At 59.0% G+C, this 14,666-nt stretch carries 15 protein-coding genes; 10 read left to right on the top strand and 5 right to left on the bottom strand.

Annotated features, from left to right (window positions below):
- Positions 1-137: 137 nt before the first annotated feature.
- The gene (locus tag Q0601_RS08900; protein ID WP_370656112.1) at positions 138-1,274 is read left to right on the top strand and encodes a PQQ-dependent sugar dehydrogenase; all 1,137 of its coding nucleotides are present in this window, start codon (positions 138-140) and stop codon (positions 1,272-1,274) included.
- A 72-nt stretch (positions 1,275-1,346) separates the two neighbouring features.
- Here the strand turns inward: Q0601_RS08900 and Q0601_RS08895 are convergent, their stop codons facing one another.
- Positions 1,347-2,102, bottom strand: a complete 756-nt coding sequence (locus Q0601_RS08895) for a GNAT family N-acetyltransferase (RefSeq protein WP_305289264.1) — start codon at positions 2,100-2,102, stop codon at positions 1,347-1,349.
- A gap of 198 nt (positions 2,103-2,300) precedes the next feature.
- Here Q0601_RS08895 and ndk point away from each other — a divergent pair, with 198 nt between their 5' ends.
- From ndk to Q0601_RS08875, 4 genes are all read left to right on the top strand, one after another.
- Positions 2,301-2,723 (top strand): nucleoside-diphosphate kinase, encoded by a 423-nt coding sequence (gene ndk / locus Q0601_RS08890; RefSeq protein ID WP_305289262.1) that lies wholly within the window; start codon positions 2,301-2,303, stop codon positions 2,721-2,723.
- 135 nt (positions 2,724-2,858) lie between these two features.
- The gene (gene fabD / locus Q0601_RS08885) at positions 2,859-3,785 is read left to right on the top strand and encodes an ACP S-malonyltransferase (RefSeq protein WP_305289260.1); all 927 of its coding nucleotides are present in this window, start codon (positions 2,859-2,861) and stop codon (positions 3,783-3,785) included.
- Positions 3,786-3,877: 92 nt separating this feature from the next.
- Positions 3,878-4,615 carry a 3-oxoacyl-ACP reductase FabG gene (fabG, locus tag Q0601_RS08880; protein ID WP_305289258.1) on the top strand — a complete coding sequence of 246 codons (738 nt, stop codon included), beginning with the start codon at positions 3,878-3,880 and terminating at the stop codon, positions 4,613-4,615.
- Positions 4,616-4,785: 170 nt separating this feature from the next.
- The gene (locus tag Q0601_RS08875; RefSeq protein WP_119750268.1) at positions 4,786-5,019 is read left to right on the top strand and encodes an acyl carrier protein; all 234 of its coding nucleotides are present in this window, start codon (positions 4,786-4,788) and stop codon (positions 5,017-5,019) included.
- 90 nt (positions 5,020-5,109) lie between these two features.
- Here the strand turns inward: Q0601_RS08875 and Q0601_RS08870 are convergent, their stop codons facing one another.
- Both Q0601_RS08870 and Q0601_RS08865 read right to left on the bottom strand, forming a co-directional pair.
- Positions 5,110-5,694, bottom strand: a complete 585-nt coding sequence (locus Q0601_RS08870; protein WP_305289256.1) for a TetR/AcrR family transcriptional regulator — start codon at positions 5,692-5,694, stop codon at positions 5,110-5,112.
- A 176-nt stretch (positions 5,695-5,870) separates the two neighbouring features.
- Complete coding sequence (locus tag Q0601_RS08865) at positions 5,871-6,431, bottom strand: YcbK family protein (protein ID WP_305289254.1); 561 nt, start codon at positions 6,429-6,431, stop codon at positions 5,871-5,873.
- Between the two features lie 279 nt (positions 6,432-6,710).
- Between Q0601_RS08865 and Q0601_RS08860 the strand changes: the two genes are divergently transcribed.
- From Q0601_RS08860 to Q0601_RS08845, 4 genes are all read left to right on the top strand, one after another.
- Positions 6,711-8,348, top strand: a complete 1,638-nt coding sequence (locus Q0601_RS08860; RefSeq protein ID WP_305289251.1) for a L,D-transpeptidase family protein — start codon at positions 6,711-6,713, stop codon at positions 8,346-8,348.
- A 32-nt stretch (positions 8,349-8,380) separates the two neighbouring features.
- Complete coding sequence (locus tag Q0601_RS08855; RefSeq protein ID WP_305289250.1) at positions 8,381-9,481, top strand: UDP-3-O-(3-hydroxymyristoyl)glucosamine N-acyltransferase; 1,101 nt, start codon at positions 8,381-8,383, stop codon at positions 9,479-9,481.
- A 12-nt stretch (positions 9,482-9,493) separates the two neighbouring features.
- Positions 9,494-9,760 carry an acyl carrier protein gene (locus tag Q0601_RS08850; RefSeq protein WP_119750276.1) on the top strand — a complete coding sequence of 89 codons (267 nt, stop codon included), beginning with the start codon at positions 9,494-9,496 and terminating at the stop codon, positions 9,758-9,760.
- 77 nt (positions 9,761-9,837) lie between these two features.
- Positions 9,838-11,046, top strand: a complete 1,209-nt coding sequence (locus tag Q0601_RS08845) for a beta-ketoacyl-[acyl-carrier-protein] synthase family protein (RefSeq protein ID WP_305289494.1) — start codon at positions 9,838-9,840, stop codon at positions 11,044-11,046.
- An 87-nt stretch (positions 11,047-11,133) separates the two neighbouring features.
- Here Q0601_RS08845 and Q0601_RS08840 read toward each other — a convergent pair whose 3' ends face one another.
- Together Q0601_RS08840 and Q0601_RS08835 are read right to left on the bottom strand one after the other, a co-directional pair.
- Positions 11,134-12,165 (bottom strand): invasion associated locus B family protein, encoded by a 1,032-nt coding sequence (locus tag Q0601_RS08840; protein ID WP_305289246.1) that lies wholly within the window; start codon positions 12,163-12,165, stop codon positions 11,134-11,136.
- 348 nt (positions 12,166-12,513) lie between these two features.
- The gene (locus Q0601_RS08835; RefSeq protein WP_305289244.1) at positions 12,514-14,115 is read right to left on the bottom strand and encodes an NAD(P)H-hydrate dehydratase; all 1,602 of its coding nucleotides are present in this window, start codon (positions 14,113-14,115) and stop codon (positions 12,514-12,516) included.
- Positions 14,116-14,270: 155 nt separating this feature from the next.
- On the opposite strand from Q0601_RS08835, the gene Q0601_RS08830 reads away from it, so the two are divergent.
- A complete protein-coding gene (locus Q0601_RS08830; protein ID WP_119750281.1) occupies positions 14,271-14,609 on the top strand; it encodes a P-II family nitrogen regulator in 339 nt (112 codons plus the stop codon).
- The last annotated feature ends 57 nt before the right edge of the window (positions 14,610-14,666 follow it).

Here is a 14,666-nt window from a genome sequence, read left to right as displayed (position 1 = left end):
TGTGATAACAAGCGCGTTTGAAGGCAGATAAGAGGCTTGAACGATATCTCGGATTGTGGCCTCCTGCATGCATGACACATCCATTGATCAATCGCATATTCCCTGTCACCGGGCTTGCATTCCTCGCTACGGCCGGAATGGTATGGTCGCAGGATTTCAACGCCGCGCCGCCGAACGCACAGGGCCAGACAGCGGCATTTGATGGCCAGACCCGGGCTCCGGTTTTGCCGGATACCGCTTTGCAGCATCAGATCGTCGCAAGCGGGCTGGAACACCCCTGGGGCATGGCCGAGCTGCCAGAGGGGAACTGGCTGGTAACCGAACGTCCCGGCCGATTGCGGCTGATCTCTGCTGACGGAAACATCTCGGCGCCGATCGAGGGGCTGCCCGAGATCGACAATCGCGATCAGGGCGGATTGCTGGATGTCGCGATTTCCGATGATTTCGCCGAAACCCGGCAAATCTGGTGGAGCTTTGCCCAGCCGCGTGATGGCGGCAAGACGGGAACCGCGGTCGCTACCGGAACGCTGTCCGCCGATGGTGCGCAGGTCGAATCGGCTCGCGTGATCTGGCAGCAGACCCCCGCCTGGAATTCGACGAAACATTACGGCTCCCGGCTGGTATTCGACGGGAAGGGCGGATTATTCGTCACGACGGGTGAACGCTCGGTCAATGATGCACGGGTGCATGCGCAGAACGTCGCGACGACATTGGGCAAGGTTGTCCGAATCGATCCGCAAAGCGGTGCGCCGATGGGGCAGCCGGGTGTCGAGGGTGCCCTGCCGGAGATCTGGTCCTGGGGACATCGCAATCTTCAGGGCGCGACACTGGGACCTGACGGGGCGCTATGGACCATCGAACATGGCCCGATGGGCGGTGATGAACTCAATCGCCCCGAGGCTGGCCGCAATTACGGCTGGCCGCGCGTCACCTATGGCGTCGAATATAGCGGGCAGCAGGTCGGCGAGGGGATCACGCAGATGGATGGCACGGAACAGCCGGTCTATTTCTGGGATCCGGTTATCGCGCCGGGTGGGATGCGCTTTTACGATGGCGACATGTTCCCCGACTGGCAGGGCGATCTGCTGATCGGTGGAATGCAGGCTGCCGCTTTGGTGCGTCTTGAACTGGCGGATGGCCGGGTTGCTGGCGAAGCACGGCATCTGCAGGATATCGGGCGTGTTCGCGATGTCGAGATTGCATCGGACGGAGCGGTCATGCTGCTGACCGACGAGGAGGATGGTCAGCTGATCCGGGTAACGCCGGGCGGATAGCCGTCAGTCATCCGGCAAAACGCAAAGCCATCCGGAATGCTGCGGTTCCGCTGCGGGCTGTCCCCGTGTGCTTCAGCCCGCGACAGCTCGCAGCAGCCGCTTGCGGGCCGGAGGAATCGATCGGATCTCGACGCCGGTAAAGACATGTATGGTCTTTAAAGCCGGATCGACCACCGCGTGATCGCTGACCCAGCCGCCCATGGCCAGATAACTGCGCAGCAGCGGCGGCATCGTGGCCATGGCCAGCTTGGGGTCGGGCTTGCGCAGGCGCAGGGCGCGCGCGAAGCGGAACACTTTGGGTGCCTTGACGCGTGGCAACCATCGGCGCGGCCCAAGATGCCGCTCTTTCAGCATGGCGAACGCTTCGGCATGTTCTTCGGGCTCGGTGCCGATGAAGCTTGAACAGCCGAACAGCATCTCGATCCCGGATTCATCGACGAAACGAGTCATGGCTGCCCATGCGATCCGCAGGATGCCGGGATCCCTGGCTTCGGGATGGATGCAGAATCTTCCCATCTCGACCATGGGACCATCAAAGTTTCGCAAAGCGTCAAGATTGTAGAACTGTGCCGAATAGCTGCGCGTGATCTCGGATCCGCCGGATAGTGGCAGAAAGCGGAAACAGCACAGAAGCTGGCCGGTCTGGCTATCCTCGACCAGCATGTGATGGCAATCCGCGTCCAATGCGTCTTCATCGATGGTCGCATCGTCCGTACCCTGCGCATTGCGGGCGATGAAACAAAGCCAGCGCAGACGCTGTGCTGAACGGATATCTTCGGTCGTTTCGGCCAGCCTCGCCTGAAAGCGGCCCTTGCGAATTGGTTGCATGTCGGCGGTACCTCTGCTTGCAACGCTTAACGACTAGCATAATGTCGTGTCGATTTCACGAAAGCGCAATGCTTCGCATGCGCGAATTTTGTGGATAAGCGAAAAGGAGCTATGCCTTGCCGCTTCCCGCGAAGCCTGCTAACCGGGCGCGGATTTCACTCTTGGCGGGCTTTGCCTGCCGCAAGCAAAGGTAGACCCATGGCCATCGAACGCACACTTTCGATCATCAAGCCCGACGCCACCAAGCGCAACCTGACCGGCAAGATCAACGCCAAATTCGAAGAGGCTGGCCTGCGTATCGTCGCTCAGAAGCGCGTCAAACTGTCGTCCGAGCAGGCAGGCAAATTCTACGAGGTTCACAAAGAGCGCCCCTTCTATGGTGAACTGGTCGAATTCATGGCTTCCGAGCCGGTCGTGGTGCAGGTCCTGGAAGGCGAAAGCGCGATTGCCAAGAACCGCGAAGTGATGGGCGCGACCAATCCGGCAGATGCCGCCGAAGGCACGATCCGCCAGGAATTCGCGCTGTCGGTTGGTGAAAACTCGGTTCATGGCTCCGACGCGCCTGAAACTGCGGCGCAAGAGATCGCCTTCTTTTTTTCGGGGCTGGAACTGGTCGGCTAATCGCCTGATACCCGGATTACACGTCAAAGGGGGCCGTTTCGGTCCCCTTTTTCATTTCGCGCTTCCTAAGTTGCGGCAAAATCGATGCCGGGTTATGGCTAGAGAATAAGAATTTGGTGAAAAAAGGGGATTTCAATGCGGGCATTCGTGTTTCCAGGGCAGGGCGCTCAGACCATAGGCATGGGGCGCGAACTCGCGCAGGCCTATCCTGCGGCGCGCGACGTCTTCGTCGAGGTGGACGAAGCGCTTGGAGAAAAATTGTCCGAGTTGATCTGGGAAGGCGATATCGAGACGCTGACCCTGACGCAGAACGCCCAGCCTGCATTGATGGCGACATCGATGGCGGCGTTCAGGGCCATGGAAGCCGAGGGAATCGATATCGGCGACGCCGATTATGTTGCCGGGCATTCCCTGGGCGAATATTCCGCCCTTTGCGCGGCGGGTGCATTGACGCTGGCCGACACCGCGCAGCTTTTGCGTTTGCGCGGGCAGGCCATGCAAGAGGCCGTGCCGGTCGGGCAGGGCGCAATGGCGGCGATACTGGGGCTTGATTTCGAGACGGTGGACAGGATCGCCCGCGACGCCGCCGGGGATGAGGTCGTACAGGCCGCCAATGACAACGATCCTGCGCAGGTGGTGATTTCCGGACACAGGGGCGCGGTCGAGCGCGCTTCAGCAGCTGCGAAAGAAGCCGGTGCGAAACGGGCGCTTATGCTTCCGGTTTCCGCTCCGTTCCACTCGGTCCTGATGCAACCTGCTGCCGCCGTGATGGCGGATGCGTTGGCGGGCGTGGATATTCAGCCTCCGGCCGTGCCGTTGATCGCCAATGTCCGGGCCGAGCCGGTAATCGAACCCGGCGCTATCCGGCGGTTGCTGGTCGAGCAGGTGACGGGAACCGTGCGCTGGCGGGAATCGGTCGCGTATCTGACCGGGGCCGGGGTGACGGAGTTCTGGGAAATCGGCGCGGGCAAGGCATTGTCCGGTATGATCAAGAGAATCGCCAGAGAGGCCGAGGTGAGGAATATCGGGATGCCGGCGGATATCGGTGCATTGAAAAGCTAAGCGGGGTGTGCCGCCCGTCGCCGGTCGGTTCCTGAACCAATGGCGCCGCTGCGGCGACCCCCGGGGTATTTCCATGAAAAAGAAGAGGCAGCATGATTGATCTGACGGGAAAGAACGCGCTTGTGACTGGCGCTTCGGGTGGCATCGGCGGTGCGATCGCCGAGGCGCTTCATGCCGCAGGGGCGGCGGTGGCGCTTTCGGGAACGCGCGAGGCGCCGTTGAATGAACTGGCTGGCAAGCTTGGCGAGCGGGCGCATGTCGTGCCCGCGAATCTGGCAGATTCCGAGGCCGTGGCCGCATTGCCGAAAGCGGCGGCCGATGCGATGGGAACCGTGGATATTCTGGTCAACAATGCCGGAATTACTCGCGATAACCTATTCATGCGGATGTCGGACGAAGAGTGGGATCAGGTGCTGGACGTGAATCTGGGCAGCGTTTTCCGGCTGAGTCGCGCCGTCTTGCGCGGGATGATGAAGGCGCGTTGGGGGCGGATCGTGAATATTACCTCGGTCGTGGGGACAACCGGCAATCCGGGACAGGGCAATTATGCTGCGGCCAAGGCCGGGCTGGTCGGCATGTCGAAAAGCCTTGCCTCTGAAGTGGCCAGTCGGGGCATCACGGTGAACTGCGTGGCGCCGGGTTTCATCGAAACCGCCATGACCGACAAATTGAACGACGATCAGAAGTCCCGGATCCTGGGACAAATTCCAACCGGTCGGATGGGGACACCCGCCGACATAGCGGCAGCCGTACTGTATCTGGCCAGTCCTGCTTCGGGATATGTCACCGGTGCGACGCTGCATGTAAATGGAGGCATGGCGATGGTCTGAGCCGAAAGGATGCGCTGCATCGCAGCAAGAAAAAGCATGGAAAAGCGGTTGCATGATGCATAGGGGGTGCTATATCCGGCCCCTGAGCAGCAGGGAAACCGCCCTGTGCCAACACGGGCGATGCCCGGGAACCATATTTGGGCGGATGCCCGCGAGAATGAGGTTGTGATATGAGCGATATCGCTGATCGCGTGAAAAAAATCGTTGTCGAACATCTTGGTGTCGATGAAGAGAAAGTGGTCGAGTCCGCTTCTTTCATTGACGATCTGGGTGCTGATAGCCTTGATACCGTCGAACTGGTGATGGCTTTCGAAGAAGAATTCGGCATCGAGATTCCCGATGACGCCGCTGAAACCATTCAGACTGTTGGCGATGCGGTGAAGTTCATCAACGGCGCGGTCTAAGGTCGGATTTCGCCTTTACCGAAATTCAGGAAAGCGGCGCTCTTACAGGGAGCGCCGCTTTTCCATTGGTGGAATATCTGAAAGCGACGGTTAATCGTCCTCTTCCAGCAGCCGGGCTGCGGGAAGGATGAGCGACAGATTTTCCATGGCAGCTTCGACGAAGTCTTCGGATACGCCAAGAGCCCAGCTTTGGGTTGCGTTATTGGTGGCTGCGATGATGGCCGAAGCAAGGATGTCGATCATTCTGGGGTCGGTATCCGGCAGGCGTCGCTGAAGAAGCCCTGCCATTTTGCCGCGCCGTGCCAGGACGGCATTATTGCGCAAAGCCGTCAGCTTGGGATCGGTTTCGCTAAGCTTGAGAAGATGTCCAAGCATTTCCCTTTCATGCAGAAAGCGTGAAATGTGGACAGAGATCAATTCCCGAAGGTCGGCCAGCAGACTGCCTGTGCCATTTATGAATAGCTCTGCCGCATCCTCTGGATAATCCGGTTGCGGCCCCATGAGAGCGGCTTCTTTATAGGGGTAATAGTTGAAGAAAGTGCGGGCACTGACACCTGCGGCGCATGCGATCGCTTCGGTCGTGATATTGTTCAGCCCGTTCTTGACGGCAAGCGCGATTGCTGCGGACTGAATCTTTTTGGCGGTGTGATAGCGTCGGATTGATGACGAACTCATTCACGTTCCTGAAGTTGTTCCGGCGTCACCGCCAAATTGCAGTGACTGCATCAGAATCACAGACCATCAGGCTACTGTCAACGCAAGAAGCAGGCTCTGTGATCACAACAGCGAATCCAACCCACGAATGGGTTGGATATCACTGGCAGGAGGCGCGATGGAATTCAGGAGCTTGATCAGGAGCCCCATGTCCGCACAGGACCGCAATCCATATGCACGAAATTCGAACCGCTATATTTGCCGACGCCGCCAGCCCGGCAAGAGGCCGCTGCCTGATACATCTGGCCGACAGAGCGCGATTTGAGCCGCAGATCAGCAGCCTTGCCCGTCACATGCAGCGAGTTCTTGGCCACGCCGGAAGACCGGCTGCGCAGCATCGCATTGGTCTGCGGTGAACGATAGCCCGACAACAGCATATAGGGTTCGTTCGTTTGCAGCAGCCTATGTGACGCGGTGGCAACGTCAATGGTCCGCGGATCAATGCCGATTGCTGTTCCGGTCCGCCAGTCGCGCATGAAAATATTGATTTCGTTAAGAGATTCACGGATATATTTGCCGTCGACCCAGTAAACGGCATCGATGCTTTCACCGGTTCGACCGTTATACATCCGGATACGGCGCATATCGCCTGCTCCGCGCAAGAAGCCAAACGCATTGGCCATTACAGGGGCAGCTGTCACAGCAGTCGCCGCGAACACCCCCAGTATTCCACGCCGGGAAATAGGATTGATTGTCATGTCAGATCGCCTGTCCTGCTTCGTTCATTTGGCCGCGTTTCTGCGGCTTCTTGGAAGATGTCTTACGATGATTAATAATATGTCAAAATCTTCAGGTTGTAGAAACCTATTTGTGCGTGCGGGGATAAATCCGCCTGTATATCGGCAAAAAACCGCTTATCATGCCGCTTGTTGCCGTTGAGCTTCATATTGTGCCGATTATGCAACTTTGTGGTTTTGATCTTAGGGGTTCGGCCGGCCTTCATGGATCCTTTGCATGATCAATGGCAGAATCAGGTCATGATTTATGAGGTTTCGATGCGGCGATCGGGTTTTTCAGTCATCCTGGCGGCAGCTATGATCATCAGCGGCGCTCAAGTAGCGGTGGCGCAATCTTCCGTTATGCAAAGCGGCGGGACAACCGTGGCGGTTTCGCCCAGGCTTCATTTCTCACCCGACGAAATGGCGCTTGCCGAGGCGGTGGCAAGTGATCCGGCTCTGGCGGCATTTTACGGCGGCAACGGGTTGAAGCCGATTTTCACCGGCCCCAAAGGAGAGGTTCGGCGCCAGGCGTTGCGCGATGCCATCGAGACAATGCCTTCGCATGGTATTCCAACATCACGTTACCGCCCGGACAGCCTGGATTCGGCAGGGCAGGATTTCACGTCCGAGATGGTTTATGCCCGGACTCTGGCGCGGATGATCCAGGATCTGACCGGTGGCGTGATCGATCCTGCAAGGTCGGTCCCCGGTATTCACCGTGAGGTCAGGCGCCCGGCCGTGGCTCAACTGATGGCGGAATTCGCCGCCAGCGACAATCCGGCGGATTATCTGGCGGAACTGGGGCCGCAGCACGAGGCATATGAACAATTGCAAGCGGCTTTGCACGAGGCGCAGGTGATGAGCGTGCCTGCGGATCTGCCCAAGGCTCCCGAGGCGGTTTGGCGTCTGGGTATGAGTGATGAGGGTATCGCGCTTCTGCGCGCCCGTCTGGCAAGTATCGGGCTCAAGGCCGAACAGGTAACCGACCCGCGGCTTTACGACGACGCCTTGTCGGCAGAGGTTGCCCGCTATCAGGAGGCGGTCGGGCTCAATCCGGATGGCGTGGCGGGGCCGAACACGATCCGTCAGCTGAATTCGGATGGAATGAATGCGCGAACCCGGGCCATTATCGTCGCATTGGAGCGGATGCGCTGGATGACCGGCGAGGCATTGGATGACCGTATGGTCTGGGTCAATATCCCGGAATACAAGGCCCGCATCTTCGAGAAAGGGCACGAGGTTTTCCAGACCCGTGTCGTGGTCGGCAAGGCGGAATCCGAGATGCAGACCCCGGAATTTTCGGACCAGATGGAATATCTGGTGGTGAACCCCCGCTGGAACGTGCCGCGCTCGATCACGATCAAGGAATATCTGCCGCAATTGAAAGCGAACCGCTATGCCGTTTCGCATATCGATATCGTGGATGGAAATGGCAATGTCGTGCCTCGGGACAATATCGACTTCGCCCGTTATACGGCATCAAGCTTTCCCTATCGGATGCGCCAGAAGCCAAGCGACGACAATGCCTTGGGAAAGGTGAAATTCATCTTCCCGAACCAGTGGAATATCTATCTGCACGATACTCCGACGAAACATCTGTTTGCCAACCAGTCGCGTGCTTACTCGCATGGCTGTATCCGGATCGGCGATCCGTTTGACCTGGCCTATCAGCTTTTGTCCGTGCAGACGGAAAACCCCCAGGCTGTTTTCGAGCGTGCTCTGAATACCGGCAAAGAGACCTGGTTGAAGCTGACACCCGAAGTACCGGTGCATCTGGTCTATTTCACGGCATTTCCGGACGAGACAGGGCAGATTCGCCTTTATAAGGACGTCTATGGGCGTGACGCGGTGATTTGGGGATTGCTTGAAAAAGCCGGTCTGGATTTGGACGCGTAAACCGATTAAGCCACATGTGAAAGGTGGCAATCATGTCTGTAACCATTGGCGAACTTGCACGCGCATTGGATGCGCAGGCCTGGGGAGATCAATCCCTGCCCGTGACGGGCGCGGCAGAACCCTCGGAAACCGTACCTGTGGGCAAAGATGGAGGGGTTATCGCCTTGGCGATGGCTCCGAAATATGCCGGGGCTTTGCGCCCGGGAAGCATGGCGATCCTTGCCGAGGGAATGAATCCCGAAGAATACGGGCTGAAAGCGGCAATCTTCGCGCCGCGTCCGCGTCTGGTCATGGCCGGTCTGACCCGGGCATTCGATCCCGGCCCTGATATCGCACCCGGCATACATCCCACAGCCGTGATCGATGACAGCGCCGAGATCGGTGAGGGCGCAGCTATCGGACCTTTTGTGGTGATCGGCGCCGATGCCCGTATTGCGTCCGGCGCGCGGATCGGGGCGCATGTCTCCATCGGGCGGGGAACGCGAGTTGGCCAGGATGCACTGATTCTTCCGGGCGCGCGCATTGCCCATGGCGTCACGGCGGGGGAACGTCTGATCGTTCAGCCCGGGGCCTCGATCGGCGGTGACGGTTTCTCTTACGTGACGCCCGAGGAATCGGGGATCGAGGAAATCCGCCGCACGCTGGGCACCCGCGATGATCTCAGGGCTCAGCACTGGACCCGCATTCATTCTTTGGGCGGGGTCGAAATCGGGAATGACGTCGAAATCGGCGCGAATGCCACCATCGACCGCGGGACGATACGGGCCACCCGGATCGGTTCCGGCACAAAAATCGACAGCCTCGTACAGATCGGCCATAATGTCGTGATTGGCGAAGACTGCCTGTTATGCGGCCTGGTGGGCGTTGCCGGTTCGTCGAAGATCGGCGATCGTGTGGTTCTTGCGGGGCAGGTTGGTGTCTCGGATAATATCGAGATCGGCGATGATGTTATCGCAGGCGGCGCCAGCAAGATATTCACCCGTGTCCCGGCCGGGCGTGTGATTCTTGGTCATCCGGCGGTAAAGATGGAAACGCAGATGGAAATCCAGAAAGCGACCCGTCGTTTGCCACGTCTTGCAAGCCAAGTTGCAAAGCTTCAGGAAACCGTTACACGCCTGTTGGAAAAGGGATGAACAGGAGGCGACATGACTGACACCGTAAAATCCCGAATCAAGGAACTCATTGCCGAACAGGCGATGCTGGAACCGGATCAGATTTCCGATGAGGCGACCCCCGAGGAACTGGGGATCGACAGCCTTGGGCTGGTCGAATCGATTTTTGCGATTGAAGAGGAATTCGATATCACGATTCCCTTCAATGCCAATGAGCCCGAGAAATCCGAATTCGATATCTCAACCATGGGGACGATCATCGCGGCGGTTGAACGGCTTGTAGCGGAAAAGGCCGCATGAGCGCCAAGAGAACCGGCAAGAAAAAAACCGAGGAATCTCGTACCGTAAAATCCTTTGATCCGCTGACCCCTGACGGGTTGCGCAGGGTGGTCATCACCGGGGCAGGCACCATCAACGCGCTTGGCCACGATGTAGCGACCACGCTGGAAGCTTTTCGCGAAGCGCGTTGCGGCATCACGCAGCTTGATTTTCGCGATGTCGAGCGGTTGTCTATCCAGATCGGCGCGCAGATCCATGACTGGCGGCCCGAAAGCTACTTCAATCGCCAGCAAATCCTTCTTTATGACAAGTTCACCCAATTCACGCTGCTGGCGGCCAAGCAGGCGGTCGGGCAGGCAGGGTTGAATTTTCAGGGCAAGCTGGGTTTGCGTGCCGGGGTGGTTCTGGGCACGGCCGGGGGCGGCCTGAATACCTGGGACGATAATTATCGTGCCGTCTATGAAGAGGGGAAGAACCGCGTTCACCCCTTTGTCGTGCCGAAGCTGATGAACAATGCCGCCGCCAGCCATGTTTCGATGGAGTTCGGGCTGCGCGGCCCATCGTTTACCGTCGCGACTGCCTGCGCAAGTTCCAATCACGCCATGGGGCTTGCCTTTCAGATGATCCGATCCGGTGCGGCGCAAGTGATGCTGACCGGCGGATCAGAGGCAATGTTGTGCTTTGGCGGAGTCAAGGCATGGGAGGGGCTGCGGGTCATGTCCAAAGATGCCTGTCGTCCCTTCAGTGCCAATCGCAACGGCATGGTTCAGGGTGAGGGTGCTGGGGTTTTCGTCTTCGAGGATTACGAATCTGCCCATACCCGCGGGGCCGATATTCTTGCCGAGGTGGTCGGTTTTGCGATGTCTTCGGATGCGCAGGATATCGTTATGCCATCGGCACAAGGGGCCGAGCGTGCCATCAGCGGTGCGTTAAGCGATGCGGGCCTGAACCCGGAACAGATCGGCTATATCAATGCCCATGGCACGGGAACGGCTGCGAATGACAAGACCGAATGTGCCGCTGTCGCCCATGCGTTTGGTCATCATGCCGACCGACTGATGATATCTTCGACTAAATCCATGCACGGGCATTTGATTGGGGGGACGGGCGCGGTCGAATTGCTGGCCTGTATCATGGCTTTGCGGGACGGCGTGGTTGCCCCGACCATCGGATATCAAGAGCCTGATCCCGAATGTGCGCTTGATGTGGTGCCGAATGAAGCACGGGATGCGCAGGTGGATGCGGTGTTGTCCAATGCGTTCGCTTTTGGCGGGTTGAATGCCGTGATCGCGTTACGGCGGGTTTGACGGCCGGGTTTCATCCTGCGGTACGGAAAAACCGCGCCGTATCCGGCGCGGTTTTCTGTTTTCACGGATGCTTTGCCGCAGTGCCAGTTATTCTGCCGGTTGCGCTTCCTCTTCGGCAGGCTGTTCTTCGGTATTGCCGCCTTGCTGCTCGGCCGTGGCCTGTGCTTCCTTGGCGAGTTGTTCCAACTCACTATAGGCCGCAGTGAAACCTGCCAGAGACAGTTCAAGTTCGACCGGGTTTTCGGGATCCGAGCCAAAGGGCAACAATTCGACATTGGCCTTGGATCCGCCTTTCAAAGCACCCAATTCATCCGCGGTGAACCCCATACGCGAGACGCAACCGACCGGAGCGCAGAAGCTGAACGGATAGCCACTTGCCTTGTTTCCGTCGATTCCGAAGCTCAGGCCCTTGGTCAGATCGGTTTCCAGCGGAACGACCATGGTGGCGCCAGCGGCGACTTCGCCATTGCTCAGAGGAATAAGCGTCATCTCGGCGACGGAATTGCCGTCGCTGTCTTTCAGCAACTGATACAATTCGCAGGGATCATTGCCGCTTTCGGTCGTGACACAGCGAATCGTCCAGTCGGAATGAGTCGATTTCGCATAGTAGGAACCGACCTTCGGTTCGTCATCCGCGCCTTCGGCTGCCTGCTCGGAAGGCGTTCCGCCTTCGGCCGGGGCACCAGGTGCCGCCGCTGCGCCGGTCTCAGCGGCTTCGCCAGCAGCGGCAGGTTCATCCGAGGCAGGTTCTTCTGCGGCAGCTTCAGGTTGTTCGGTGGCTGATTCGGCCTCGTCCGCATTCGCTTCGCCCGCGGCGGTTCCTTCCGCGGCGGCGTCATCGTCGGATGTTGCGGCAGCTTCCCCCTCGGTCGCGGCATCCGCACCGGCTTCTTCTTCGGCTGCGTCGCCGTTCACGGCATCAGCGGCGTCCTGAGCGGCAGATTCCGCGTTATCAGCGGCGTTCTGGGCCTCCTCGGCCAGATCTGCTGCGGATTGCGGCAATTGCGCCGCGCCATCTGCCGGTGCCTCTGCGTCAGGGGTTGCGGCGTCCTGTGCGAAGGCAGGAGATGCGATGACCGCCAGAACCGCGAGAAGCGAGTACGAATTCCTGAGTTGCATAATCGGTTCTTTCCTTTGCTCGATGTTTTGCTGTCGCGTAACACGTATAAATGCGTTTGTCAGCGTGTAACACGATATCAGAGTTCAACATGGTTTGAGCGATTTCGCATTCGGTCAACCGGGGTTGCTACGACGAAAGGCGCGAAATGGCGAAATTATCGATGAACAGAGGCCGCATAGACAGTTGACGTCCTTGTGACACAAGAATAGCTTGCGTCGAATGATGACCGGCCAGTCCGGCAGGGAGACAGCGTTCTCAAACGCAGGGGCCATGACATATGTCATGGCCCAACTCTTATTCCCGGATTGCCAGCTGTCGATCACCGCCGTTCGGCACGGCCGATCTTCTTAAAGACCGAACTCCCGATAAACCCGGGGCAGCAATTCGGGCAGATCGTCGGCGATCAGCCCGGGGCCGAACAAGCGTGCCGCATATGCATGCAGCAAGCAACCAATCGCCGCAGCTTCCAGGGCAGGCAAATCTCGTGCAAGTAAACCGGTGATCAGCCCGGCCAATACATCCCCGGATCCCGCTGTCGCCAGCCAGGGGATGTCGAAGGCCGAATGCACCCATACCCGCCCGTCGGGCGCCCCGATCACGGTATCCGGCCCTTTCAGCAGGACGACCGCATTACAGTACGATGCCGCCTCTCGGACAGCGTCGATGCGGGAATATGCCGGGCCGTGGCGGGCGGGTTTTTTCATTCGTCGGGAGATATCCGGGAAAAGGCGCGAAAATTCGCCCTCATGCGGCGTCAGAACGCAATGATCCGGCAACTGCCCGACCCAGTCGGGATTTTGTGCCAGAGCCGAGAGCGCATCGGCATCCAGAACACAGGGCAGGCGCGCATTCATCGCCGTCGGCAGCAGATCGGTGGCCCGTCGCAATCCGCAACCGGGACCAAGACAAAGCGCAGTGATCCGTCGGTCGGTCAGGAGATTTTGCAGAGCTTCGGCATTCCCGATATTGCGCAGCATCAGGGCATCAGGCCCCTGCCTGCCGCGGCCGGTAATATCGCCCGGCAGGCCAAGCGTCACTAGCCCGGCTCCGCTTCTGATCGCTGCCCGCGCCGCCAGCCGCGCAGCACCATCTTGCCCTGCTGCTCCGGCTACAATCAGTGCATGTCCGTATCTGTATTTATGCGCATCCTGGGGTTGGCCCGCCGCGACACCTTTGCCAAGCATTCTTGGAATCACGGAACGGATTGGTTCAGCCCGTCGGTCATGGACGGGGAAGCGCGGCCAGATAGCGCAAAGATCGGCCTGCCTGGTCCGCCGCTCGCGCCACGGCCGCAAGCCGATATCCGCAATGATCAGCCGACCGCAGGCGGCAGGACCGGATGCCAGAAGATGCCCCGGCTTGGGGCTGTCGAAGCCGATGGTAAATGTGGCGGCAAGCGGGAAGGACGGGTCGGTATCGCCGCCAAGCCAGCGACCGCTATCCATGCAGAGCCCAGAGGGGCAATCCACGGCGACAAGCGGTGTATTTTCGTGACGGGTCAGATGGGAAAGATGGCGAAGCAGCGCCGTGATCTCATCCTGTGGCGGTCTGCTCAGGCCGGTGCCGAAAATGGCGTCCACATGAATGCTGTTCGCAGGCGACCCGCGCAGAGTGGCTGGCGTCAGGGGCAGGATCGGGCCGGTTTCCCGCCAGCGGCGCTTTGCTTCGCTTGCGTCCGGGCCGGGGATATTGTCCAGCCCCAATACGCGCAATCTCCATCCCGCCTTCGCCAGAAGCCGCGCGATCACATATCCGTCGCCGCCATTATTGCCCGGACCGCAGAGAATCGTCGCATGTCCCGGTTTTGGCCATTGCAGCCGGATATGCCCGGCCACCGCGGCGCCAGCGCGTTCCATCAAGGTCAATCCCGGGAGTTCTCCGCTATCCATGGCCGCGGATTCGATGGCGCGCATTTGAGCGGTCGTGAGGATTTCAGTGCCAAACAGCATAGAGGTTGCCTATAGTTTCGTCATGAAGCCTAAATATTAGGCAAATACACCGGTCCTCTGCGTTCGGATCGTCCATCCGGCTCTTGCCTCATTTACGCCAGCCATCAAACCCGCCAATCAGTCTTCAGGCAAGCCGCGAGGAAGGATCAATAGCGATGAAAAAGATCGAGGCGATCATCAAGCCGTTCAAACTGGACGACGTGAAAGAAGCTCTTCAGGAAGTAGGCGTACAGGGTCTGTCGGTTACCGAGGTCAAGGGCTTCGGGCGTCAGAAGGGGCATACGGAACTTTATCGCGGCGCTGAATATGTCGTGGATTTCCTGCCAAAGGTGAAAATCGAAATGGTCCTGCCCGACGATCAGGTCGAGGCGGCTGTCGATGCGATCGTAAGTGCTGCGCGCACCGAGAAGATCGGCGACGGCAAGATCTTCGTTTCACCCGTCGAACAGGCAATCCGCATCCGAACTGGCGAAACCGGCGACGACGCGGTTTAAGTTTCTCCAGCGACACAGATTCTGCGCCCGGCGAATGCGATTGCCGGGCCAATTTTA

Source organism: Paracoccus wurundjeri (genome assembly GCF_030678915.1).
In the GTDB taxonomy this organism is placed as follows: Bacteria; Pseudomonadota; Alphaproteobacteria; order Rhodobacterales; family Rhodobacteraceae; genus Paracoccus; species Paracoccus onubensis_A.
The sequence above is the reverse complement of the archived record's forward strand: the minus strand, read 5'-3'. Positions and strand labels throughout refer to the sequence as shown.